The sequence below is a fragment of the Streptomyces sp. NPDC102258 genome, assembly GCF_055584685.1.
Genome location: NZ_JBVJLO010000010.1, coordinates 43,214 through 61,791 on the forward strand (window position 1 = coordinate 43,214; position 18,578 = coordinate 61,791).

Annotated in this window: 18 protein-coding genes and 1 other RNA gene; 10 read left to right on the top strand and 9 right to left on the bottom strand. The window is 74.9% G+C overall.

Annotated elements, in window-relative coordinates:
• Window positions 1-289 precede the first annotated feature (289 nt).
• The 3 genes from ACZ6ZT_RS18380 to ACZ6ZT_RS18390 are packed head-to-tail and all read left to right on the top strand — an operon-like array spanning window position 290 to window position 3,371.
• The gene (locus tag ACZ6ZT_RS18380) at window positions 290-1,147 is read left to right on the top strand and encodes a Nif3-like dinuclear metal center hexameric protein (RefSeq protein WP_469720222.1); all 858 of its coding nucleotides are present in this window, start codon (window positions 290-292) and stop codon (window positions 1,145-1,147) included.
• A complete protein-coding gene (locus tag ACZ6ZT_RS18385; RefSeq protein ID WP_469720662.1) occupies window positions 1,144-1,887 on the top strand; it encodes a zinc ribbon domain-containing protein in 744 nt (247 codons plus the stop codon). The genes ACZ6ZT_RS18380 and ACZ6ZT_RS18385 overlap by 4 nt, the downstream gene beginning before the upstream one ends.
• Window positions 1,887-3,371, top strand: a complete 1,485-nt coding sequence (locus tag ACZ6ZT_RS18390; RefSeq protein ID WP_469720224.1) for a bifunctional RNase H/acid phosphatase — start codon at window positions 1,887-1,889, stop codon at window positions 3,369-3,371. Before ACZ6ZT_RS18385 ends, ACZ6ZT_RS18390 begins: the two co-directional genes overlap by 1 nt.
• Window positions 3,372-3,435: 64 nt before the next feature.
• On the opposite strand, the gene rnpB is transcribed toward ACZ6ZT_RS18390, so the two are convergent.
• An RNA gene (gene rnpB / locus ACZ6ZT_RS18395) (RNase P RNA component class A) lies at window positions 3,436-3,836 on the bottom strand.
• A gap of 76 nt (window positions 3,837-3,912) precedes the next feature.
• Here rnpB and ACZ6ZT_RS18400 point away from each other — a divergent pair.
• Together ACZ6ZT_RS18400 and ACZ6ZT_RS18405 are read left to right on the top strand one after the other, a co-directional pair.
• Window positions 3,913-4,656: a MerR family transcriptional regulator gene (locus tag ACZ6ZT_RS18400; protein WP_469720225.1), complete on the top strand. Its 744-nt coding sequence runs from the start codon at window positions 3,913-3,915 to the stop codon at window positions 4,654-4,656.
• Window positions 4,653-5,258 carry a hypothetical protein gene (locus ACZ6ZT_RS18405; RefSeq protein WP_469720227.1) on the top strand — a complete coding sequence of 202 codons (606 nt, stop codon included), beginning with the start codon at window positions 4,653-4,655 and terminating at the stop codon, window positions 5,256-5,258. The genes ACZ6ZT_RS18400 and ACZ6ZT_RS18405 overlap by 4 nt, the downstream gene beginning before the upstream one ends.
• Window positions 5,259-5,377: 119 nt before the next feature.
• Here the strand turns inward: ACZ6ZT_RS18405 and ACZ6ZT_RS18410 are convergent, their stop codons facing one another.
• A complete protein-coding gene (locus tag ACZ6ZT_RS18410; RefSeq protein ID WP_469720229.1) occupies window positions 5,378-6,823 on the bottom strand; it encodes an RNB domain-containing ribonuclease in 1,446 nt (481 codons plus the stop codon).
• A 99-nt stretch (window positions 6,824-6,922) separates the two neighbouring features.
• Between ACZ6ZT_RS18410 and yaaA the strand changes: the two genes are divergently transcribed.
• Window positions 6,923-7,723, top strand: a complete 801-nt coding sequence (yaaA, locus tag ACZ6ZT_RS18415; protein WP_469720231.1) for a peroxide stress protein YaaA — start codon at window positions 6,923-6,925, stop codon at window positions 7,721-7,723.
• Window positions 7,724-7,783: 60 nt separating this feature from the next.
• Here yaaA and ACZ6ZT_RS18420 read toward each other — a convergent pair whose 3' ends face one another.
• A complete protein-coding gene (locus ACZ6ZT_RS18420) occupies window positions 7,784-8,533 on the bottom strand; it encodes a bifunctional DNA primase/polymerase (protein ID WP_469720233.1) in 750 nt (249 codons plus the stop codon).
• A gap of 135 nt (window positions 8,534-8,668) precedes the next feature.
• Window positions 8,669-9,325, bottom strand: coding sequence for a TetR/AcrR family transcriptional regulator (locus ACZ6ZT_RS18425; protein WP_469720236.1), 657 nt, complete (start codon window positions 9,323-9,325; stop codon window positions 8,669-8,671).
• A gap of 129 nt (window positions 9,326-9,454) precedes the next feature.
• Between ACZ6ZT_RS18425 and ddaH the strand changes: the two genes are divergently transcribed.
• Entirely contained in the window at window positions 9,455-10,264 is an 810-nt protein-coding gene (ddaH, locus tag ACZ6ZT_RS18430; RefSeq protein WP_469720237.1) for a dimethylargininase, read from the top strand.
• A 41-nt stretch (window positions 10,265-10,305) separates the two neighbouring features.
• Here the strand turns inward: ddaH and ACZ6ZT_RS18435 are convergent, their stop codons facing one another.
• Both ACZ6ZT_RS18435 and ACZ6ZT_RS18440 read right to left on the bottom strand, forming a co-directional pair.
• A complete protein-coding gene (locus tag ACZ6ZT_RS18435; RefSeq protein ID WP_469720240.1) occupies window positions 10,306-11,310 on the bottom strand; it encodes a small ribosomal subunit Rsm22 family protein in 1,005 nt (334 codons plus the stop codon).
• 76 nt (window positions 11,311-11,386) lie between these two features.
• Entirely contained in the window at window positions 11,387-12,712 is a 1,326-nt protein-coding gene (locus ACZ6ZT_RS18440) for a multidrug effflux MFS transporter (protein WP_469720241.1), read from the bottom strand.
• Window positions 12,713-12,820: 108 nt separating this feature from the next.
• Here ACZ6ZT_RS18440 and ACZ6ZT_RS18445 point away from each other — a divergent pair, with 108 nt between their 5' ends.
• From ACZ6ZT_RS18445 to ACZ6ZT_RS18455, 3 genes are all read left to right on the top strand, one after another.
• A complete protein-coding gene (locus ACZ6ZT_RS18445; RefSeq protein WP_469720243.1) occupies window positions 12,821-13,582 on the top strand; it encodes an SDR family oxidoreductase in 762 nt (253 codons plus the stop codon).
• An 89-nt stretch (window positions 13,583-13,671) separates the two neighbouring features.
• Window positions 13,672-14,544 (top strand): PhzF family phenazine biosynthesis protein, encoded by an 873-nt coding sequence (locus ACZ6ZT_RS18450; protein WP_469720245.1) that lies wholly within the window; start codon window positions 13,672-13,674, stop codon window positions 14,542-14,544.
• On the top strand, window positions 14,544-15,116 hold the full coding sequence (locus ACZ6ZT_RS18455) for a GNAT family N-acetyltransferase (RefSeq protein WP_469720246.1): 573 nt from the start codon (window positions 14,544-14,546) through the stop codon (window positions 15,114-15,116). Before ACZ6ZT_RS18450 ends, ACZ6ZT_RS18455 begins: the two co-directional genes overlap by 1 nt.
• A gap of 79 nt (window positions 15,117-15,195) precedes the next feature.
• Here ACZ6ZT_RS18455 and efeU read toward each other — a convergent pair whose 3' ends face one another.
• The 3 genes from efeU to efeO are packed head-to-tail and all read right to left on the bottom strand — an operon-like array spanning window position 15,196 to window position 18,532.
• Complete coding sequence (efeU, locus tag ACZ6ZT_RS18460; protein ID WP_469720249.1) at window positions 15,196-16,059, bottom strand: iron uptake transporter permease EfeU; 864 nt, start codon at window positions 16,057-16,059, stop codon at window positions 15,196-15,198.
• A gap of 24 nt (window positions 16,060-16,083) precedes the next feature.
• Complete coding sequence (gene efeB / locus ACZ6ZT_RS18465) at window positions 16,084-17,364, bottom strand: iron uptake transporter deferrochelatase/peroxidase subunit (protein WP_469720252.1); 1,281 nt, start codon at window positions 17,362-17,364, stop codon at window positions 16,084-16,086.
• Window positions 17,365-17,392: 28 nt separating this feature from the next.
• Window positions 17,393-18,532: an iron uptake system protein EfeO gene (gene efeO, locus ACZ6ZT_RS18470; RefSeq protein WP_469720255.1), complete on the bottom strand. Its 1,140-nt coding sequence runs from the start codon at window positions 18,530-18,532 to the stop codon at window positions 17,393-17,395.
• Window positions 18,533-18,578 lie beyond the last annotated feature (46 nt).

Consider the following 18,578-nt stretch of genomic DNA (forward strand, 5'->3'; position numbering starts at 1 on the left):
GACGACATCGTCCCCACCCGTGCGGCGCCGGGCCTCCGGTCGGTGCAACGATGCCGGACGGACCGGCTGTTCCCGGCGCGGCTGCCCGGCCGTCCACCAGCTCCCCCTGAAGGCGTCTCGCAGACCACCTCCTGCTGCGCCGGTTCCCCCGGACGGAGTCCGGGGGAAGGTCCGGGCGCGCGCGGGAAGCGCGAGGAACGAGGGCTTTCGCGCACGGTCGGGCCTGTGAGCCCGGCAAAAGGCGGCCCGGAGGCGAGGGAGCCCAAAAAACCAACGGTAGCCTTGGCCTGTGCCCCGTCTCTCTGAAGTCATCGCCGCGCTGGACGCTCTCTGGCCCCCCTCGCGGGCCGAGGAGTGGGACTCCGTCGGCACCGTCTGCGGCGACCCCGACGCCGAGGTCGGCCGGGTGCTGTTCGCCGTGGACCCCGTACAGGACGTCGTGGACGAGGCTGTGAAGCTCGGCGCCGACCTGCTCGTCACCCACCACCCCCTCTATCTGCGCGGCACCACCACCGTCGCGGCGGGCACCTTCAAGGGCCGCGTCGTGCACACGCTGATCAAGAACGACATCGCGCTGCACGTCGCCCACACCAACGCCGACACCGCCGATCCCGGTGTCTCCGACGCCCTCGCCGGCGCCCTCGACCTGCGCGTCACCGGCCCCCTGGTGCCCGACGCCACCGATCCGGCCGGCCGCCGGGGCCTCGGCCGGATCTGCGAGCTGGACCATCCCGAGACCCTGCGCGAGTTCGCCGCCCGGGCCGCCGCGCGGCTGCCGTCGACCGCCCAGGGCATCCGGGTCGCCGGCGATCCCGACGCGGTGATCCGTACGGTCGCCGTCAGCGGCGGCTCCGGCGACAGCCTCTTCGCGCAGGTCCGCGCGGCGGGCGTGGACGCGTACCTCACCGCCGATCTGCGCCACCACCCGGTGTCCGAGGCGCGCGAGCAGAACCCGCTCGCCCTCGTCGACGCCGCCCACTGGGCCACCGAGTGGCCCTGGTGCGAGCAGGCCGCCGCGCAGCTCGACGCGATCTCCGAGCGCCACGGCTGGGGTCTGCGAACCCACGTCTCGCGCACGGTCACCGACCCGTGGACGGCGCACGCGCCGTCCGTCACCTCCCCCTCTACCTCTGGAGCCCCCAACTGAACGCCGAGCCCGCCGACCAGATCCGACTTCTCGACGTCCAGGCCCTGGACGTCCGGCTGTCTCAGCTCGCCCACAAGCGCAAGTCGCTCCCCGAGCACGCCGAGGTCGACTCCCTGACCAAGGACCTCACCCAGCAGCGCGACCTGCTCGTCGCCGCGCAGACGCAGGCCAGCGACGCCGCCCGCGAGCAGACCAAGGCGGAGCAGGACGTCGACCAGGTCCGCCAGCGCGCGGCCCGCGACCAGCAGCGCCTGGACACCGGCGTCGGCATCTCGGCGCGGGACCTGGCGAACCTCCAGAGCGAGGTCGTCTCCCTGGCCAAGCGGCAGGGTGACCTGGAGGACGTGGTCCTGGAGGTCATGGAGCGCCTGGAGGCCGCGCAGGAGCGCGTCACCGAGCTGACCGAGCGGGTCGCCGCGCTGGAGGCCAAGCTGGTCGACGCCACCGCGCGCCGCGACGCCGCCACCGGGGAGATCGACACCGAGGTCGCGAAGATCGGCAAGGACCGCGAGGTCATCGTCGCCTCCATGCCGGCCGACCTGATGGCCCTGTACGAGAAGATCCGCGTCAAGCAGGGCGGGGTCGGCGCCGCGCGCCTGTACCAGCGCCGCTGCGAGGGCTGCCGGCTGGAGCTGGACATGGCCGAGGTCAACGAGATCAAGGCCGCGGCCCGTGACCAGGTCGTCCGCCACGAGAACTGCGGGCGCATCCTGGTCCGTACGGCGGACTCGGGCATCTGATGCCGCGTTTCGTCGTGGAGGCGGACGGCGGATCCCGGGGCAACCCGGGGCCCGCCGGCTACGGCGCGGTCGTCCTCGACCCGACGACGGGGGAGACCCTGGCCGAACGCGCCGAGTTCATCGGCGTCGCGACGAACAACGTCGCCGAGTACAAGGGCCTGATCGCCGGCCTCAGGGCCGCCCGCGAACTGGCCCCTGACGCGGTGGTGCGGGTCCGCATGGACTCCAAGCTCGTGGTGGAGCAGATGTCGGGCCGCTGGAAGATCAAGCACCCGGACATGAAGCCGCTCGCGGCGGAGGCGGCGACGATCCTGCCGCGGGCGCAGGTCAGCTACGAGTGGATTCCGCGCGAGCGGAACAAGCACGCGGACCGGCTCGCCAACGAGGCGATGGACGCGGGCAAGCGCGGCGCCCAGTGGGAACCGTCCCGCTCCACGGCCGCCTTCATCCAGCCCGGCGGCGCCGGCTCCTCCGGTGACCCGGAGCCCCGCCTGCCGGGCGACGCCGCGAAGGGAGCGGCGGCGGCCCGCGCGGCGCTCGCCTCCGGCGCTCACGCCGGATCCCGCCCGGCGGGGGCCGCGCGGGCCGGCTCCGCCGGTGGTAAGGAGCCCGGCGCGGGCACGCGGTCCGGCTCCGCCCCGGCGGAGGACGCCCGCGCGGCGACGGCCGTGGGCCTGTGGCCCGCCTCCGAGGGACCCGACGTCTCGGCCGACACGCTCTTCGCCGACACCGAAGCCTCCGGCGGTGGTACGGGGACCCCCGCGGCCGCTCTCGTCGTCCCCGGTGGGGCCGTGGAGGCCGGGGCGGGCCCGGCCCCGGCCGGGGCGCCCGTCGCCGGGAGCGGGTGGGGGCCCGACATGGGGGCGCCCGCCACCTTCGTGCTGCTGCGGCACGGGGAGACCGCGCTGACCCCGCAGAAGCGGTTCTCCGGCAGCGGCGGCACCGACCCCGAGCTGTCCCCGGTGGGGCGCCGGCAGGCCGCGGCCGTCTCCGAGGCGCTGGCCGCGCGGGGCACCGTACAGGCGGTCGTCAGCTCCCCGCTGCGCCGCTGCCGCGAGACCGCCCAGGCCGTCGCCGACCGGCTCCGGCTGCCCGTGGCGGTCGAGGAGGGCCTGCGCGAGACGGACTTCGGCGCCTGGGAGGGCCTGACCTTCGCCGAGGTGCGCGAGCGCTTCCCCGACGACCTCCAGGCCTGGCTGGACTCCCCCCGGGCGGCCCCCACCGGCGGCGGCGAGAGCTTCAGCGCCGTCACCCGCCGGGTTTCCGCCGCCCGCGACCGGCTGCTCGCCGCCCACGCGGGCCGCACCGTCCTGCTGGTCACCCACGTGACCCCGGTCAAGACGCTGGTCCGCCTCGCGCTGGGCGCGCCGCCCGAGGCGCTGTTCAAGATGGAGCTGTCCGCGGCCTCCCTCTCGGCGGTGGCCTACTACGCCGACGGCAACGCCTCGCTGCGGCTGCTGAACGACACCTCCCACCTGCGTTAGCCCGCCCGTACGCCGAAGGGCCCGCACACCGTGTGTGCGGGCCCTTCGGCGTCGTACGAGGCGCAGAACAAGCGGAGCTGTACGCCGGGTTCTGTCACCCGGCGACCTCGCGGTCGCCGGGGAGACGGCCATCCATCTAGGACCGGTGTTGCCACCGGCCTCGTGCGGTCTACCCGCGGACTCGGGCGGGCAGCCCTCGATCGTCCGCGCAGGACCCTCCGGGGAGGATCCCTCTTGACCTTGCTCCGGGTGGGGTTTACCTAGCCGCCTGAGTCACCTCAGGCGCTGGTGGTCTCTTACACCACCGTTTCACCCTTACCGGGGGCCGAAGCCCCAGGCGGTCTGTTTTCTGTGGCACTGTCCCGCGGGTCACCCCGGGTGGCCGTTAGCCACCACCCTGCCCTGTGGAGCCCGGACGTTCCTCGGCGGGGTGCGATGCCCCGACGCGGCCGTCCACTCCGCTTGTTCTGCGGTGGACCATGCTACCGGGCCGTGCGCACCGGCTTGACCTTGACGCAACGGCAACGTTTCTACTGGGGCCATGCGAATCGGAGAGATCGCCGCGCTGGTCGGGGTCACGACCCGGGCCGTCCGGCACTACCACCACGTCGGCCTGCTCCCGGAGCCCACGCGACGTCCCAACGGCTACCGGGCCTACACCGTGCGGGACGCCGTCCTGCTCGCCCGCGTGCGCCGGCTCACCGAGCTCGGCCTGAGCCTCGACGAGGTGCGCGACGTCCTCGCCGACGACGCCGGGCGCGAGCTCGCCGAGGTGCTGGCCGAGCTGGACGCCGACCTGGCCCGCCAGGAAGCCGGACTCGCCGCCCGCCGGGCCCGGCTCGCGGGACTGCTCGCCGCCGGGCCGGGGGAGGGGGAGCCCGTCTCGCCCGGTCTGGCCGCGCTGCTGGCGAAGGCGCCGCCCACCACCTCCCCGGCCGCCGCCAAGGACCGCGAGCACCTCACGCTGCTCGACGCCACCGGCGCGGCCGGCGAGGAGGTCTACGCCGCCCTCGCCCCGCTGACCGCCGATCCGGCGGTCCTGGCCCTCTACGAACGCCTCGACGCGCTCGCCGGAGCCGCCGTCGACGACCCCCGCGTCGGGCCGCTCGCCGACGCGCTCGTCGCGGCCGTCCCGGCGGCCCTCCTCCACTCGGTCCCGGCCGACGGGCCCGACGTCCCCGGCCTCCAGGAGGCGCTGCTCGCCGAGTACGCGCCCGCCCAGGCGGAGGTCGTACGCCGGGTGATGGCGGCCTTCACCGACCGCGTGCGCCGGGGCCGGGCATGAGCGCCGTCCCGGAGCCCGTACGGCGGCTGCTGCGGCACGAGCTGCGGGCGTTCGGCTCGCTGGGCCGCTGGGTGCTGCGCCGCCGCCACGGGGTGCGGCCCGGGGACCTCGCCGCCGCGTACACCGGACCGCAGACCGCCATGGTGTACGGGCTGCTCTTCGTAGCGGTGATCGAGACCGTCGGGCTGGCCGTGCTGATCCCCTGGCCGGCCGTCCACCGGGTGCTGCTCGTCCTCGACGTGTACGGGCTGCTCCAGGTGCTCGCGCTGCACGCCGCCTGCGTGACCCGGCCGCACGTGGTGGGGCCGGACGGGGCGCTGCGGATCCGGTACGGGGCCCTGTTCGACCTGGCCGTCCCGGCGGAGGCGGTGGCCTCGGTCCGGGTCGAGCGACGCTACCCGGCGGGCCGGCTCGTCACCGTCTCCGGGGACGGGGTGCTCGACCTGGTCGTGGGCGGCCAGACCACGGTGACCGTGGAGCTGCACCGGCCGCTGGAGTTCCGCAGGCCGCTCGGGGCCCGCGCGTCGGCCCGTACGATCCGCTTCCACGCGGACGACCCCCGCGCCGTGGTGAGCGCCGTACGGCAACCCGCACCGCCGTGACGGGCTGCCGTACCGCTCGGGGAACCGGGGACCGGCAGCCGGGGCGGGGCGGGGCGGGCCCGGGCGCCTCGCCGAGGTCCACTCCGTGGCCGTGGTGCCCGGGCGGTGCCCGGCCGGGCTCAGGCCGGGGTGAAGAGGATCGTGGCGGTGCCGGGGTCGGCGCGGGTCAGGCGGACCCGGATGCGGTCGCCGAGGGGGAGCCGGTCCCCGGCCGACTCGACGCGGCCGACGACCGCAGGGTCCTCCAGGTGGACGGTGCCCACCGTGGGCCGCTGCTCCTTGACGTCGATGACCGTCGCCTCGAAGGTCTCCCCGACGCGGTGCTGGAGCACGGCCGCCTCCACCAGGTCCACGCACTCCCGCTCCACGGTGTTGGCCAGCCGGGTGCCCTCCGCCATCGTGCGCGGCAGCGCGTCCAGGGAGGCTGTGACCCACTCCGGCGGCGCGGTCCCGGCGACGGCCGCCACGCACAGCTCGCCGGTGTACCGGTCGACGAGGCGGCGCAGCGGCGCGGTGCAGTGCGCGTACGGGGCCGCGACCGCCGCGTGCAGGGCGGGGTCCGGGGTGTGGCCGCCGGTGAAGACCGTGTACCCGGCGCCGCGCAGCAGGGCGGTGCACTCCTGGAGGAAGGCGGCGTGGGCGGGCCGGCGGGGGTCGAGGGAGCGCACGAGCCGCGCGTACGGGACGTGGTGCGGCCAGTCGATCCCCAGGGCCGCCGCCGTCCGCCGCAGCCGGCCGACCGCGCCGTCGGGAGCGGCCGGGAGGGTGCGCAGCACGCCGGTGCCGGAGGCGAGCATCAGGTCGGCGGCGGCCATGCCGGTCATCAGGGAGATCTGGGCGTTCCAGCCGTCGGCGGGCAGCGGCGCCCGGTAGACCAGGGCGTACGAGCCGTCCTCGCGCTCCATGACCTCCTGTTCGGGGACGTTCAGGGAGATCCCGCCGCGCTCGGTCTCCAGCGCCTCGCGCAGGGTCCCGATCTCCTTCAGCAGGGCCAGGGGCGCTTCGGCGGTGCCGGAGTCGACGGCCCGCTGGACGCCCTCGTAGTCGAGCCTCGCCCGGCTGCGGACCAGGGCCCGGCGGACCTCGGCGGCCTCGACCCGGCCCTCGGCGTCCAGGTCGAGGCGCCACAGCAGGGCGGGCCGGGTCCGGTCGGGCAGCAGGCTGGCGGCGTCCTCCGAGAGCGCGGCCGGATGCAGGGGGACCCGTTCGTCGGGGAAGTAGAGGGTGGTGACGCGGCGGTGCGCCTCGGCGTCGAGGGCGCCGCCCGGGGTGACGAAGGCGGCGACGTCGGCGATGGCGTAGTGCACCCGGTAGCCGCCGCCCGGCCGCTCCGCCAGGTGCATGGCCTGGTCGAGGTCGACGGATCCCGGCGGGTCGATGGTGAACAGCGGGATCCCGGTGGCGTCGAGATCGGGGAGGCGGGGAGCGGCGGCGGCCCGCTCCGCCTCGGCGAGCACGGCGGACGGGAACGCCCCGGGCACGCCCAGCCGGGTGCGCAGGGCGCCCAGCGCGGACCGCAGGGCGCTGCCGTCCGCGCCGGTCATGTGCAGGAGGCGGCGTGGCATGGGTCGAGCGTATGGCCGGCGGGCCGGGGCGGCGCGGCGAGCCGTCTACCCTGGCTCGGGGGCCGCACCCCCGCCGTGTCGTGTCGAAGGAGAACCACCGTGCTCGTGCTGCTGCCGCCCTCCGAGGGAAAGGCCGCCGGCGGCTCCGGCGCACCGCTGGAGCCGGGGTCCCTGTCGCTGCCGGGGCTGGCCGGGGCGCGGGCCGCCGTACTGGAGGAGCTCGTCGAGCTGTGCTCCGCGGACGTGCCGAAGGCGCGCGAGGTGCTGGGCCTGAGCGAGGGGCTGGCCGGCGAGGTGGCGAAGAACGCGGGGCTGCGGGAGGCGGTGGCCCGTCCGGCGGGGGAGGTCTACACCGGGGTGCTGTACGACGCCCTCGGCCTGGCCGGGCTGCCCGCCGGTGCGCGGGAGCTCGCCGAGCGGTCGCTGCTGGTGTTCTCCGGCCTGTGGGGCGCGGTACGGGTGACGGACCGGATCCCCTCGTACCGCTGCTCGATGGGGGTCAGGCTGCCGGGGCTCGGCGCGCTGGGCGCGTACTGGCGCACCCCGATGGCCGAGGTGCTGCCGGAGGTGGCGGGCGACGGGCTGGTGCTGGACCTGCGCTCCTCGGCGTACGCGTCCGCGTGGAAGCCGAAGGGCGAGACGGCGGGCCGCACGGCGACGGTGCGGGTGCTGCACGCGCAGATCGTCGACGGCGTCGAGAAGCGGTCGGTGGTCAGCCACTTCAACAAGGCCACCAAGGGCAGGCTGGTACGGGACCTGCTGCTGGCCGGGGCGGTCCCCGGCTCCCCGGCGGAGCTGGTCACGGCCCTGCGCGAGCTGGGCTACACCGTCGAGGCCGAAGTCCCGGCGAAGCCGTCGAAGGCCTGGTCCCTGGACGTGGTGGTCAGCCGCATCCACTGAGGCCGCGCCCGGCGGCCGGCCCGCGCGCCGCTCCGGGCGCGCGGGGCGGGGGCGGCGGGGTCAGCGGCCCAGCGGCCAGGCGACGGCCGCCGGGGTCTGGCCGGCGGTGCCCGCGTAGGTGGCGCAGGCGTCGGTGAGGGTTTCCAGCAGGGTCAGCGGGTCCGGGAGCGGGTGGCCGACGTCGCGCAGCCAGGTGACGGCGAGGTCGCCGGGCAGGGTGGCCGGGGGGAGCAGGACGTAGCTGCCGCGGCAGTGCCAGCGCAGGCCCGGGTGCTCGTCCATCGTCTCGGGGTGGCAGTCCAGTTCGCAGGGCCACCACTCGTCCTCGTCCTCGGGCGTCCCGCGGGTCGCCGTGAAGAAGAGCATCCGCGCCTGCTCGCCCGTACCGCCCGACTCGGCGACCGGCCCGACCTCGATGCCGGCGGCGAGCAGCCGCTCCAGCGCGTTGCGGCCGGCTTCCAGCGGGACGTCCAGGACGTCGTGGACCATGCCGGTGGCGGTGATGAAGTTGGCCTCGGGCTCGTTGCGGGCCCAGCGCTCGACCTGCGCGCGGTCGGTGGTCGACTGGGTCTGCCAGGCGAACGAGACGGGATGGCGCGCGGGGGTGGGACAGCCGATGCGGTCGCACGAACACCGGTAGCCGGCGGGATGCGCGGCGGGGGCGATCGGGAGTCCGGCGGCGGCCACGGCCAGCAGGAGCGCCTCGCGCACCGCGGCGGGGTCTTCGGGGGCGGGTTTCGGGCGGCGGCGCAGCCACTGGGAGATCCTGCTCTGCTCGCCGCGTTTGACGCGGCCGGACTCAGACCCCATCTATCCCCTCACCTCGAACCGTTGCCCCGGAAGACGCACCCATCGTCCCACCATCCCGTGTCCCGGGTGACCGCACCCCCCGAACGGGGTGCCCTCATAACCATAGAATTCGGCCAAATGTTCCCGGCCACCGGGTCAGGCCCGGGTCGTGGCCGTCCGGTCGGTGACGTATCCCACCCCGCGCAACACCGTGTCCACCAGGGCGTCCGCGTGCGCGTGCGCGAGCGGCCCGGTCCGCATCAGCCACCGGTACGTCAGCGGGCCCACCAGCATCTCCACCATCAGACGCAGATCGGTGTCCGCCGGGAGGCGCCCGCTCTCCCGCGCGCTGCGCAACCGGGTCTCGTAGAGCGCGAGCTGCGGTTCGAGGAGCCGCTCGGTGAAACGCGCCCCCAGCTCGGGGTCGCTCGCCGCGGCGGCGGCGAGGGCGCGCGCGGGGGCCTCGTACCGGGCGTCGGCGAACTCGTCCACCGTGGCCCGCATGGCCGTCTTGAGGTCGGCCGTCAGGTCCCCGGTGTCGGGGAAGCTCCAGTCGCCGCCCTCCGCCACCTCCCCGGCCAGGGCGAGGGAGGCGTCCAGCAGCACGGCGGCCTTCGAGGGCCACCAGCGGTAGATGGTCTGCTTGCCGACGCCCGCGCGGGCGGCGATGGCCTCGATGGTCAGCTTGTTGTAGCCGACCTCGCCCACCAGGGCGAGCGCGGCGTCGAGGATGGCGCGCCGCGAACGGTCACTGCGGCGGGTGGCGTCCGGGGCCTTGGCGGGGGCGGAGGCGGTGCCGAGGATCTTGGTCATGGGGCCCACCGTACCCATGCGAGACGTCTCGTCTCCCGCGCCTCGACTAAACCACCCGGTCAGTTCACTGCGCGGTTCCCGCGGAGGAGAGACGATTCCCTCCACAGACCGAGTCGTGAGGAGCCTTCTTTGCGCAGAGACGCCACACCCCGGCGCTACCTGATGTGCCCACCGGCACACTTCAAGGTCACGTACTCCATCAACCCGTGGATGGATCCCACGAAACCGGTGGACCTGCCCCTCGCCCAGGCCCAGTGGGAGGACCTGCGGGACCGCTACCGCTCCCTCGGCCACACCGTCGAGACGCTCGAACCGCACCCCGGCCTGCCCGACATGGTCTACGCCGCCAACGGCGCCCTCGTCGTCGACGGCCGGGTGCTCGGAGCCCGCTTCGCCTACCCGGAACGCACCGCCGAGGCGGAGATCCACCTCGACTGGTTCCGCTCCCACGGCTTCACGGACGTCCACGAACCGTCCCACGTCAACGAGGGCGAGGGCGACTTCGCCGTCACCGCCACCTACATCCTGGCCGGCCGGGGCTTCCGCTCCAGCCCGCTCTCGCACGACGAGGCCCAGGAGTTCTTCGGCCGGCCCGTCATCGGACTCGACCTGGTGGACCCGCGCTACTACCACCTGGACACGGCGCTGTGCGTGCTGGACGGCGACGAGATCATGTACCACCCGCCGGCCTTCTCCCCGGGCAGCCAGGCCGTCCTGCGCCGGCTCTTCCCGGACGCCCTGCTCGTGGAGACCCCGGACGCGGCCGCCTTCGGTCTGAACTCGATCTCCGACGGGCGGCACGTGCTGTTCCCGCAGGCGGCCGCCGGGCTCCTGGCCCCCCTGCGCGACCGGGGCTTCGAACCGGTGCCGATGGACCTGGGCGAACTGCTCAAGGGCGGCGGCAGCGTGAAGTGCTGCACCCAGGAGCTGCGGCCCTAGCGGGGCCCGAGCCCCGGCCCCGGCCCGGACGCGCGCAGTGGTTACGGGGCCTCCGCGGGCGGCCACGGGTGACCCCAGTCCGCGTCGCGGGCGGCCTTGTAGCGGTCGCCGTGGCGCTTGGTCACGGTGGCCCGCGTCAGGCCCTCGCCCTCGGGACCGCACAGGTCCAGCTGGACGAGCCCCTTCCGGATCTGCGGCCTCCGCGTGATCCGGGAGGGGACCGGCGTCACCGGGAACCGGGTGGCGGCGACGTAGCTGAACTTCTCGTCCTCGTACGAGAGCGAGCCGCCCTTGACCTTCCGGTGCAGGGAGGACCGGCTGACCCGCGCCGAGAAGTGGCACCAGTCCTGGCCCACCTCGATCGGGCAGGCGCCGTCGTGCGGGCAGGGCGCGGCGACCCGGAGCCCGGCCTCGATCAGCTGCTCGCGGGCCTCGCGGACGCGCAGGTAGCCCTCCGGGGTGCCCGGCTCGACCAGCACGACGGCCTGTCCGGCGCGGGCCGCCTCGGCGACGACCGCCCGGCGGGCCTGCGGGGTCAGTTCGCCGAGCACGTACGAGACCGTCACCAGGTCCGCGTCGGGCAGGCTGATCCCGGCGCCGATGACGGCCCGGCGCCACGCGGCCCCGCGCAGCGCCGCCGAGTGCGAGCGGGCCGCCAGCTCCCGGCCGAGGACGAGGGCCGGCTCGGCCCAGTCCAGTACCGCCGTCGTCCGGGGACCGTCCCAGGTGGCGTCGACCGCCCAGGTCGCGGCGCCGGTGCCGCCGCCCACGTCCACGTGCGAGCCCGGGATCCAGTCCGGCGCGGCTGCGGTGAGCCCGGCGAGGGCGGAGCGGACGGCCTCGAAGGTGGCCGGCATCCGGTAGGCCGCGTACGCCGCCACGTCGGAGCGGTCGCGCAGGACCGGGGTGTCGGTGGGGGTGGCGCCCCGGTAGCTGGCGATCAGCCGCTCGACGGCGGCCGAAGCCTGCTTCGGCGGCAGCCCGTCGAGCAGCCCGGCGAGGGCGCTGCGGAGGGTCTCGGCGGTGGTGGGGGCGCTGACGTTCACCCACGAAGTTTACGGCGGCCGGACCGCCGCCCGGTCCGGCCGCCGTCCCGCCCGGACCGCCGCCCGGTCCGGTGCGCTACGCGGACTGCGGCTCGCGGGGCCGCCAGGGGCGGCACATGCCGAGGAAGCAGGCCGCCGCGAGGAGGGAGCAGCTCAGCTGGACCACGGCCATCGGCACCGCCGTGCGCTCGCCCGCGATCCCGACCAGCGGCGAGGCGACCGCCCCGACCAGGAAGGAGGAGGTGCCCAGCAGCGCGGACGCCGAGCCGGCGGCGTGCGGGGTGCGCATCAGCGCCTGCGCGTTGGTGTTCGGCAGCACCAGGCCCATCGCCGACATCAGCGCGAACAGCGCGGCGGCGACCGGCACCAGCCCGACCTCCCCGAACACCCCGCTCGACATCAGCAGCAGGGCCACGGACGCCGCGGTGATGACGGCGAGACCGGCGCCGAGGGCCTTGTCGAGGCTGACCCGGCCGACCAGCAGCTTGCCGTTGACCTGGCCGATGACGATCAGGCCGACCGAGTTGAGGCCGAACAGCAGGCTGAACGCCTGCGGGGAGGCCCCGTAGATCTCCTGCACCACGAATGGCGAGGCGGAGATGTACGAGAAGAGCACGGCGAAGGCGAAGCCGCCCGCCAGGGTGTACCCGGCGAAGACCCGGTCGCCCAGCAGTCCCCGCATGGTCCGCAGCGCGGAGCCCACCCCGCCGGTGTGCCGCCGCTCGGGCGGCAGCGTCTCCCCGAGCGCGCGCCAGACCACCAGGGTCAGCGCGAGGCCGACGGCGGTGAGCACGACGAAGACCCCCCGCCAGTCCGCGAAGCGCAGCACCTGGCCGCCGATGAGCGGGGCGACGATCGGGGCGGCGCCGGATATGAGCATGAGCGTGGAGAAGAAGCGGGCCATTTCGACCCCGTCGTACAGGTCGCGGACGATGGCCCGGGCGATGACGATCGCGGCCGCGCCGGCCAGGCCCTGGAGCAGCCGGAAGCCGATCAGCAGCTCGGCGCTCGGCGCCAGGGCGCAGATCGCGGTGGCCAGGACGTAGACGGCCATGCCGGCCAGCAGCGGGCGTCGGCGCCCCCACTTGTCGCTCATCGGGCCGATGACGAGCTGGCCGAGCGCCATGCCGGCGAGGCAGGCGGTGAGGGTGAGCTGGACGGTCGCGGCCGGGCTGTGCAGGGCGGCGGTGACCTGCGGCAGCGCCGGCAGGTACATGTCCATGGACAGCGGCGGCAGGGCGGTGAGGCCGCCCAGGACGAAGGTGACGAGCAGGCCGGTGCGGCGCGCGGCCGTCAAGGGGACGGCCGGGTGCGGCGCCGGGGCGGCGGTGGTGGCGGAAGGGGAGGGGGGTTCGGGCGTGGGGCCCTGTGCGGGGGCCGTCGAAGGGCCTCTCTCCGACATCGGATCTCCAGTCATCTCATCTGCTCTTACGCACCCCTGACCGACCCATGCTCTCAGCTGTCGGAACGCCCGGGGACGGATCGGCGCCGTGACGTACCCTGCGGCCCCATGAACGCTCGCCTGAAGAAGATCGCTGTCGTGACGGGGGCCGGCTCCGGGATCGGCCGTGCCGTGGCCCTCGCCCTCGCCGGGGCCGGCTGGTCGGTGGCCGTGGCCGGCCGCCGGACCGGGCCGCTGGAGGAGACCGCCGCGGCCGCCGGCCCGGGCGCGGACGTCATGCCCGTACGGGCCGACGTGAGCGACGCGGACGACGTGACCGCGCTCTTCGCCGCCGTCCGCGAGCGCTACGGACGGCTCGGCCTGCTCTTCAACAACGCGGGCACCTTCGGCCCGGCCGGGGTCGCGCTGGAGGACCTCACCCCCGAGGCCTGGCGGCAGGTCGTCGACGTCAACCTGACCGGGTCCTTCCTCTGCGCGCAGGCCGCGTTCCGGATGATGAAGGACCAGGACCCGCAGGGCGGCCGGATCATCAACAACGGCTCCATCTCGGCCCACGTGCCCCGCCCGCACTCGATCGCCTACACCGCGACCAAGCACGCCATGACGGGCCTGACGAAGTCCCTGTCGCTGGACGGGCGCCCGTACCGGATCGCCTGCGGCCAGATCGACATCGGCAACGCGGCCACCGAGATGACGGAGCGGATGCGGACCGGGATCCTCCAGGCGAACGGGGAGCTCGCGGTCGAGCCGGTGATGGACGCCGCCGACGTCGCGCGGACGGTGGTGCACATGGCGGAGCTGCCGCTGGAGGCCAACGTCCAGTTCGCGACGGTGATGGCCACGGCGATGCCGTACATCGGGCGGGGCTGAGGGCCGGGCGGAGGGCGGGGCCGAGGGCGGGGCCGGGGGTCGGCAGGGGCCGGGGGAATGCCCCGCACGACACCTCGGTTGTGGTGGGCATGACGATCAAGATCCACTCCGACGTACTGCGCTACACCGCCTTCTCCCGCGACCCCGAGGGCGGCAACCCCGCCGGGGTCGTCCTCGACGCGGCCGCCCTGGACGACGCCGCGATGCTCGCCCTCGCCGCCGAACTGGGCTACAGCGAGACCGCCTTCCTCACCGCCCCGCCCGCGGACCTCGGCGGCGCGCCCGGACGGGCCTTCACCCTGCGGTTCTTCAGCCCCAAGGCGGAGGTCAGCTTCTGCGGGCACGCCACCGTCGCCGCCTCCGTGGCGCTGGCCGAGCGGATCGGCCCCGGCGAGCTGCTCTTCGCGACCCCGGTCGGCCCCGTACCGGTCACGGTGGCCGAGGACGACGGCGTCCTGCGCGCCACCCTGACCAGCGTCGCCCCGCACACCGAGGACATCGCCCCCGCCGACCTCGCCGAGGCCCTGGCCGCGCTCGGCTGGCCCGCCGCCGGTCTGGACGCCGCCTTCCCGCCGCGCATCGCCTTCGCGGGGGCCCGGCACCTGGTGCTCGGCGCCGGGAGCCGGGAGCGGCTCGCCGACCTCGACTACGACTTCGGCCGGCTGGAGGCGCTGATGCGGCGCCTGGACCTCACCACCGTCCAGCTCGTGTGGCGGGCCGGGCCGGAGCTCTTCCACGTACGCGACCCCTTCCCGGTCGGCGGCGTCGTCGAGGACCCCGCCACCGGAGCCGCCGCGGCCGCCTTCGGGGCGTACGCGCGGGAGCTGGGCCTGGTCCCGGACGCGGCCGTGCTCACCCTCCACCAGGGCGAGGACATGGGCCGCCCCGGCGTCCTGACGGTGGAGCTGCGGGCGGGCGACCCCCGCGTCCGGGTCGGCGGCGCGGCCGTCCGGATCCCCTGATGCGGCTGCTCGCGTACGCGCAGGAGGACCTGCCCGCGCAGCTCGCCGCGCAGATCGGCGCCATCGAGGCGCAGGTGTGGCCCGGCAGCGCGCCCGGGCACGACCCGGCGCTGCGGCCGCGGGCGCTGCTGCTGGTGGACGACGCCGGGACGGTCGGGGCCTCGCTGGCCCTGCTGTACAAGGAGATCCCCGGCGGCGCGGGCCGTGCCCGGCGGGCCGCCGGGCTCAGCGCGGTGGTGACCCGGCCCGGGCTGCGCGGCCGGGGCCTCGGCGGCCGGCTGGTGGCCGGGGCCCGGGCCGCCCTGGCCGCCGACCCGGCGGTGGACCTGGCCCTGTTCAGCTGTGACCGGCCGCTGGCGCCGTTCTACACGGCGGCCGGCTTCGAGCGGCTCCCCGGCACGGTCCTGGTCGGCGGCACTCCCGCCGAGCCGCTGGCCACCGACGGCCCCGGCTTCGACAAGGAGGTGCTGGCGGCGTTCTTCGCCCCGGACCCGGAAGCCGCCGCCGACCGCGCCGCCCTGACGGGGGCCCGGATCCCGCTCCACCCGGGCAGCGTCGACCGGCTCTGGTGAGCCCCCGCAACGCGCGACGCCCGGCCGCAACCCCCTCGGGAGGGGACGCGGCCGGGCGACGGACGGCGGGTGCGGGGCGTCAGCCGCGCGACGGGGCCCCCGCGGACTGCTTCTCCGCGGCCGGGGCGCCGGACCCGCGGCCCAGGCGGGCCGGGGCCAGGAACAGCGCCAGCACGACCACCAGGTACAGGGCCCACACCACGAGCTGGCAGACCGTCGGGTCGGGCTGGAAGTTGAGCACGCCCTTGAGGAGGACCCCGTACCAGCTGTCCGGCGGGACGGCGCCGCTGATGTCGAACGCCTTGTCCTGGAGGCCGCCGACGAACCCGGCCTCCTGGAGGTCGTGGACCCCGTACGCGAGCACGCCCGCGGCGACGATCACCAGCATGCCGCCGGTCCACCGGAAGAACTTCGCCAGGTTGATCCGTACGGCGCCCCGGTAGAAGAGCCAGCCCAGCACGATCGCCGACGCGATGCCCAGCAGCACCCCGATCAGCGGCGCCGAGGAGCCCTCGCCGCTCGCCCGGACCGAGGCCCACACGAACAGCGCCGTCTCCAGGCCCTCACGGCCCACCGCCAGGAACGCGGTGGCCACGAGGGCGCCGGTGCCCATGGCGAGCGCCGCGTCGAGCTTGCCCTCCAGCTCGCCCTTCAGGTGCCGGGCGGTCTTCTTCATCCAGAAGACCATCCAGGTCACCAGGCCGACCGAGAGGACGGACAGGCTGCCGCCCAGCGCCTCCTGCGCCTCGAAGGTCAGCTCCTGCGTCCCGAAGGTGAGCAGGGCGCCGAACGTGAGCGAGAGACCGCAGGCGATGGCGATGCCCGTCCACACGGGACGCAGGGCGGCCCGGTTGTCCGTCTTCACCAGGTAGGCGATGAGGATGCAGACGACGAGACTGGCTTCCAGGCCCTCGCGCAGGCCGATCAGATAGTTGCCGAACACGGCGGTGTTCCTCTCCGGCGGGGACTACGCGAACAGCGTCCGGCCCCACCAGTCGTCCTTGTCGCGGACGCCCGGCGGGACGGCGAAGACGGCCGAACCCACGTGCTGGATGTATTCGTTGAGCGCGTCGTTCTTGGCGAGCCGCCGCTGGACGGGCACGAAGCCCTTGCGGACGTCCCGCTGGTAGGCGAGGAAGAACAGCCCCGCGTCGAGCCGGCCGAGGCCGTCCGTACCGTCGGTGAAGGAGTAGCCGCGGCGCAGGATCCGCGCCCCGTCGTTGGAGTCCGGGTGTGCGAGGCGTACGTGCGCGTCCGGCTTCATCGCCTTCAGGAAGGGCTCGTCGCGCTCCTTGGACCGGCCGACGGGGGCGCCTTCGCCCTTGTCGCGGCCGAAGACGTCCTCCTGCTCCTGGAGGGAGGTCCGGTCCCAGGTCTCGATGTGCATCCGGATGCGGCGGGCGACCAGGTACGAGCCGCCGGTCAGCCAGCCGCCGCCGTCGTTCGCGCCGACCCACACGTGCTGGTCCAGGGCCGCGGTGTCGGTGCCGGGGATGTTCCGGGTGCCGTCCTTGAAGCCCATCATGTTGCGCGGGGTCTGGGCGTCCGGGGTGGTGGAGGAGGTCTTGCCGAAGCCGAGCTGCGACCAGCGCACGGCGACCTTGCCGAAGCCGATGCGGGCCAGCTGGCGGATGGCGTGCACCGCGACCTGCGGGTCGTCGGCGCAGGCCTGGACGCACAGGTCGCCGCCGGAGCGGGCCGGGTCCAGGTTGTCGCCGGGGAAGGCCTCCAGGTCCACCAGGGCCTCGGGGCGCTTGCCCTCCAGGCCGAAGCGGTCCCTGGCGAAGAGCCCCGGGCCGAAGCCGACGGTCAGGGTGAGCCGGGAGGCCGGCAGGCCGAGCGCCTCGCCGGTGTCGTCCGGCGGCGCCTCGGGCAGGCCGCCGAAGCCGCCCTCGCCGACGGGCTGTCCGGCCGTCATCCGGCGGGCCGCCTCGGTCCAGTCCTTGAGGAGCTGGACCAGTTCGGCCCGGTCCTTCGTCTTCACGTCGAACGCCGCGAAGTGCAGCCGGTCCTGGACGGCGGTGGCGATGCCCGCCTGGTGCTCGCCGTGGAAGGGCACGGCCGTCCCGGCGGAGGCCGCCGGGGCGAGGCCGGAGCCCCCGTTGAACGCGGCGACCGCGCCGCCCGCGGCGGCGGCCCCGAGCGCGAGGCCGGCTCCGCCCCAGCCCAGCACGGAGCGCCGCGAGGGCGCGGCGGCGGCCGGGGTGCCGTCGGCGCCCCCGGGCTCCTGGTTGGTCTGCTCGGTCATCGTCGCTCCCGCCTTCCTGGGGCCCGCACTACTTGGCGACCGCGGCGGCGAGCTTCGACAGCGGCTCCGCCAGGGCGTTCACGCTGTCGGAGAACTGCTTGCGGTCGGTCTCGCCGACCTTGTCATACGAGATGAAGCCGGTGGCCCCCGGGGCGGTGCGGTACTTCTCCAGCAGCGTGTCGAGCGCGGCGAACTGCTTGTCCAGCTCCGTCACCAGGGCCGCGTCGTTCTTCGCCGCGACCGGCTTGAGGAGCTCGTACGCCTTCTGGGCGCCCTCGACGTTGGCCTTGAAGTCGTCCAGGTCGGTGTGGGCGTAGCGGTCCTCCTCGCCGGTGACCTTGCCGGTGGCGACCTCGTCGAGGAGCTCCTTGGCGCCGTTGGCCATCGAGGTGGGGGTGATCTCCGCCGTGCCGACGCGCTTCTGCCAGTCCGTGAGGTCGGTGTCCAGCTGCGTGGCGAGGGTCTTCTCCTCGTCACCGATCTTGTTGTCGGCCCACAGGGCCTTCTCCAGGCGGTGCCAGCCGGTCCACTGCTGGCCGGGCTCCAGGCCGTCCTCGCGGGTGTCGGTCTTCGGGTCGATGTCGCCGAAGGACTCGGCGACCGGCTCGGTGCGCTCCCAGCCGGTGCGCGAGGGCGCGAAGGCCTTCTTGGCGCCCTCGACGTCACCGGCGCGGACGGCGTCGGTGAAGGTCTTCACCTGCGGGAGGGTCTCGTCGGCCTGCTCCTGCACGTACTTGCGGTACGCGGCGACCGCGGCGTCCAGCCGGGGGTCGCGCTTGGCGTCGCCGCCCTTGCCGGTGACCTTGACCTTGGTGCGGATGCCGTCACCCGTCATGCCGGGCTTGCAGGCGAAGACGTAGTCGCCCGCCTTGATCTCGGCGGTGATGGTGGCCTTGGTGCCGGGGCCGATGTTCTCGCGCTCGGCGACGATGCGGTCGTCGGGGAAGAGCACGTACAGCTCGGTGACCTTGGAGCCCTTGTTCTCGACCTCTATGGAGACCTTGCCGGCCGGGAACCCGGTCGTGGAGAGCTCGCAGGCGCTGTCCGTCGCGTTCACGTGGATCGCGCCGTCGCCGCCCTGGCCGCTCTTCTCCGCGCAGCCGGTGACGGCGGTGAGGGCGACGACGGCGGCGACCGCGGTCAGAACGGTGGGACGGGCGGGGCGCATAAGGGCTCCTGCGAGGTGGAGGCTGGGTGGACACCAGGTAGTGAGG